We start from the raw sequence: 4,437 nt of genomic DNA, 5'->3' as shown, positions 1-4,437 counted from the left end.
ATCTCGTTCATGAGGTGGTGATGGTAGGGGTGTGGTAATTCCTAGCTCACCGCCTCTCCCTCCAATTTGTCAAATCCCCGTCAGCTCTAGCCCTCTGCGCTCATTCGAGTTTTGTCCCTGTACCTTGCCTGAACAGTCCGATCTCGCTCAACAACTGCTCAAAGACCCTTACAACTTCGACTTTCTCAATTTAACATCCGCCGCCCAAGAGCGAGAGCTAGAAAAGGCTCTGGTTGAAAGAATCAGAGATTTCCTGCTGGAGTTGGGCGTTGGTTTCTCCTTTGTCGGCAGTCAGTATCGATTGGAAGTCTCAGGCAACGAGTACTTCATGGACATACTGTTCTATCACCTCAAACTGCGGTGCTATGTGGTCATTGATCTGAAGGTGACCGAATTTCGGCCTGAGTACACCGGCAAGATGAACTTCTACGTCGCGGCGGTGGATGACCTGCTGCGACACCCCGATGACCAACCCACTATCGGCATCGTGCTGTGTAAATCAAAGAATAAAACCGTTGCTGAATACGCGCTGCGCAATGTCAGCACCCCGATCGCGGTTACCACCCACAGCCTACCAGATCAACTCAAGGCTAACCTGCCCACTATCGAGCAGCTAGAAACAGAACTGAATGCGGTGGTGAGTGAGTTGTCGGAAGATAGCAATAAAGAGTGAATGGTCAACATGCCATACACTAGATTTAACTATTTTCCTATGCTTCTAAGTTTGCTAACTGCAGATTTCAGCGCCTGTAGACATCTACTTTGTCAGCTTTTATTTCTATAGTTACTTTATGCGAAATCCCCCTGAATTCTGACGGCAGAACCAGGGGGATTATTGATTAAGATTCAAACGGATTTTTGATGTAGAATAATCCGCTTACGACGCTCAACCGCCGACTTGAGAGATTTCCTGAAATGGGTATCGCTATGTAGAGATGTCTCAATACCGTTACTTCAGGGCATTAACCCCTAGATATCTATCACAGAGCTCTCTAAGCTTGATTGTAGGAAATATCAACAGCTAAGTGGAGTACCGCTGATTTTGATGAAATAGATTCAGACGTTAACGAGATAAAAACCTCCAACTTAACGAGGACTGAACTATTTGAAATCGAGGGCAGTTCTCTCTCCCTCTTATTATTAGACTACCCCTGATATCAAACAGGTTTATCTGGTTGATACTAAAGTTTATCTTTTGGTTAATCAATACTCTCCGTTACCCTCAACAGGATTCTTGTAATCCATCTGGATCCTCATTCCTTCCCAAAAACCGATTGGGAGGGGTTCAGCAAGAAGCACTGCCATGCAGAGGTTTAAGTTATAGCGCTGGGCAGTTCGCTTAGGACATGCCTGACCGCCTGTAGCCAAGCCTGGGACAGCGAAATGGCGTATAGCCATCGCCCATAGGCTACCTACGAAAGCGTCCTGCCCACTATGGCAACGGCTATAGCTACCTCAATTCGCATCACTCCTAGGGTCAAGCACGCAAAGTCGGTAGAGCAACAGGAAACGTTCATCCTCCGTCAGACCAGACCAGCGTTTGCCATCAAACTGGTCAGCAATAAATTGTCGAATCACGTCACCAGACCAACCCAGGCTCCGAATCTGGTGTTGAATCTGTGCGTGCAGGTCCGGGTCGTAGGCTGCTGACTCAACCTCCTGTGGAAAAGAGGACTCATCCCCCCGCACCCCCCTTTTCGGAGTAAGAGAAGTTAAATCCGACCCCACGCCACCGGCGCAAAGCGCCTCACCCTTCATATTCTTTTCCAAGGGGTGTAATTTCTTGATTTCTCGGGGTTCTAGCGATTCTGGCATTGCTTCATAATTCACCTCTTCAGGGGCTATAAAGCTTGCTGACTGGGCTGTTACACCCTCTTGGTGCTTGGGGTGCCAGAGGCTGAGGTGCTTGTAGAGGGTCTGCTGGCTGACTTTGGCGGTTCGGGCTAAGGCGATCGCCCGTGCCGTAATCTGCTCAGGCAGCTCTCCGGTCTGCTCTAGCTCGGCGTAGGCCGCTCGGATGCGGTACTGGGCATCTTCGGTCTGCCGCTGGTTGAAGGGCACCAGGGTGTTTTTGGGGTGGCGAGTGTCGCGGGTGGGAGTGCTGCCCAAGGGCCAGTAGTAGCCCTCGACGGCTCTGGCCCAGGCGATGACTTTGCGCTCGATCTCGTGCTGGTGGCGGCAGTACTGCTCGTAGCCGGGGCAGCGGAGGGCGATGCGCAGGGTGTAGTCGATCAGGGCCTGGCCCTCAAGGCTCTCGAAGACGCGGCCGTAGCAGGCGATCGTTTTCAGCAGGTGGTTGGTCTGGCCGTAGGCAGTCCAGCCTTCTGTGATTTCGGCATCTAGGTCGTGTCGCCAGCTGGCGACAGGGTGGCTACGGCGCTTAGGTCTCTTGCGGTGGTTATCACGGCCTATTTTCATCGCATGGCGCAGGGTGTCCATGTCTTGGTGGGCAGCTGCGCCATCCCAGAGCCAGAAGAAGCGGGCCAGGCTATTGCCGATGGGGTTGAGGTCGTCGTCGAGCAGGCAGGAGCCGCTGCCAGGCTGCAGGGGCAGCCGGTGGCCCATGTATTCAATGAAGGTTTGAACGCCGTAGGCTTTAACGTTGGGGAAGATTTCGAGCTGCCCGGCCTGGAGCCGAAACCCTTGGACTTTGAAGCATTCTTTGAGGGCGACGGCCAGGTTGAAGGTGTTGACGAGTTCCAAAAAAGGGATATACAGGTGCAGGCCGCCGCTCCAGCTGGAGCGCAGCAGCAGGGTGCGGGTGATGCCGATGGTCTCTAAGGCAGCGCGGATCTGGGCGACGCCTTCGGCGGTGCAGTAGTCGCCGCCGGCGTCGAGGTCGAGCAGGGCGTAGCGGGTCTCGTGGGTGAAGCGGACACCGATGATCTGGTTGGCGTCTTGCCAGTGGTTCCAGAGAACGCGGGGTCGCAGGGGATAGTCTTTGACAGTTGTCCAGGCGGCCTTGGCGGTGGCGTCGTCCGGCAGATCGGCGCGGATGAAATTCCAGCGGTAGTGGCCGAAGATTTCACACAGCCGCTGGCCGGTGGGGTCAGCGGGGAGGGGTTCGGAACGGGAAGTCGTTCTACGCGACTCCTCGCTCCTGCCTGTAGATGCGGTCATGGGGCCTCTCTCTCCTAAAAAAGAGCAATGGGTATTGCCCCGAGAGAGATCCGGTGTTACCATAGCCGCATAAGCATTCTTTGCGCGGCTCGGGACTGGTCCTCTCGAGTTTTCGCTTTTTAAAGAGCCGGTGGCATCTGCTGCCGGTTCTTTTTGCCTATTAAGGGTCTGGTCAGGACGCTTAATACTGATTCACGCGATCGCTACCAGGGGGTTAGCCTGGCTACTGGGCAATCATTTCCGTACGTCAGCACAAAATGCTGAGACTCGGGCAAGTAGCTCTACATTGGTAGATTTGTCAGGGTTATTGGTTTTCGCTACACCTCCTGGGTCAAGCCACTAGTGCACGTGTTTTGAGCTCGATATCGTCAAAGATTAACACTAGTTTCTGCATTGCTCAATAGCCCAAAATGACGTGTTGACAACGCCTAGAGGTCACTCATACGCGAAAGTTACAGGTCAATTTGTGCGCTAAAGTCGCAGGCTCTTCCGTGAAACGTAGACGCCGCAGAGCTTTCAAAATTAGTCCAACGCCAAACCCTACGCCAAAGTTACAGGTCAACTTATACGCCCAAGTTACAGGCAATCATCTGGGCATACGCGAAAGTTACAGGTCAACCTGTACACCCCAGTTACAGGTGAAGGGCAAAAGTTATACGCCGAAGGTACAGGTTAAAGCCGAACTAACCGATCACAAGCCAGCATCACCAGACGTGTTCAGCCCTGCGGTTCTTTCCCTAAAATGATGGCTTGATGCCACCTTTAGCACTGTAGGAACTCACATTGAGCACGGCCCAAACTCCCTCAGTAGATGTAGAAACCTTCGCTGTTGATGGCCAATTTTTAATGGTGCTGCCTCGGGCGGGGGCATCTTTTAAGAACCCCCGATGTACAGCGGCCCATTCTGCGCTCAGATGAAGACGGCTACTACCTGGAAATGAGAGTCGATGCTGACGCTGAGGATATGGCAGATGTCGCAGTGACTCGGCAGGTGCCCGTAGAAGGGCTTTCGGCTCACGAGTGGGCAGAGGTGCAAAAACAGTACGCCAGCCTGGATATATCTATCTGCCACGATCTGGGCCTCAGTAAGGGTCTAGAAACTATTCAAGACCGTCGCTTGGAACGGCTGATGGCCGCCCTGCTAACCTTTCTCAACCCTCGCCAAGTCTCTATTGTGCTCCACCTATATCGCTGCAAAATCGCACGAACTTCGGCACCTGAATCGCGCCAACTTCGGCAGGTGAATCGCATGAACCTCGGCACCTGAATCGCATGAACTTCGGCAGGTCATGACTACCCCATCGGTGGATCTCGATA

The 4,437-nt window shown here is 53.2% G+C and carries 2 protein-coding genes and 1 pseudogene; 2 read left to right on the top strand and 1 reads right to left on the bottom strand.

Annotated features, from left to right (window positions below; translation table 11 throughout):
• Nucleotides 1–121: 121 nt before the first annotated feature.
• Nucleotides 122–673, top strand: a pseudogene (locus ACQ4N7_RS29985) (PDDEXK nuclease domain-containing protein); the annotation flags it as partial.
• A gap of 782 nt (nucleotides 674–1,455) precedes the next feature.
• Here ACQ4N7_RS29985 and ACQ4N7_RS29980 read toward each other — a convergent pair.
• Nucleotides 1,456–3,120 (bottom strand): hypothetical protein, encoded by a 1,665-nt coding sequence (locus tag ACQ4N7_RS29980; RefSeq protein ID WP_430715080.1) that lies wholly within the window; start codon nucleotides 3,118–3,120, stop codon nucleotides 1,456–1,458.
• Nucleotides 3,121–4,084: 964 nt separating this feature from the next.
• Here ACQ4N7_RS29980 and ACQ4N7_RS29975 point away from each other — a divergent pair.
• Nucleotides 4,085–4,387 carry a hypothetical protein gene (locus tag ACQ4N7_RS29975; RefSeq protein ID WP_430715079.1) on the top strand — a complete coding sequence of 101 codons (303 nt, stop codon included), beginning with the start codon at nucleotides 4,085–4,087 and terminating at the stop codon, nucleotides 4,385–4,387.
• Nucleotides 4,388–4,437: the final 50 nt, after the last annotated feature.

Origin of the sequence: Nodosilinea sp. AN01ver1, assembly GCF_050565655.1 — a bacterium.
Classification (GTDB): domain Bacteria; phylum Cyanobacteriota; class Cyanobacteriia; order Phormidesmidales; family Phormidesmidaceae; genus Nodosilinea.
This window is presented reverse-complemented; position numbering and strand designations above follow the sequence as displayed.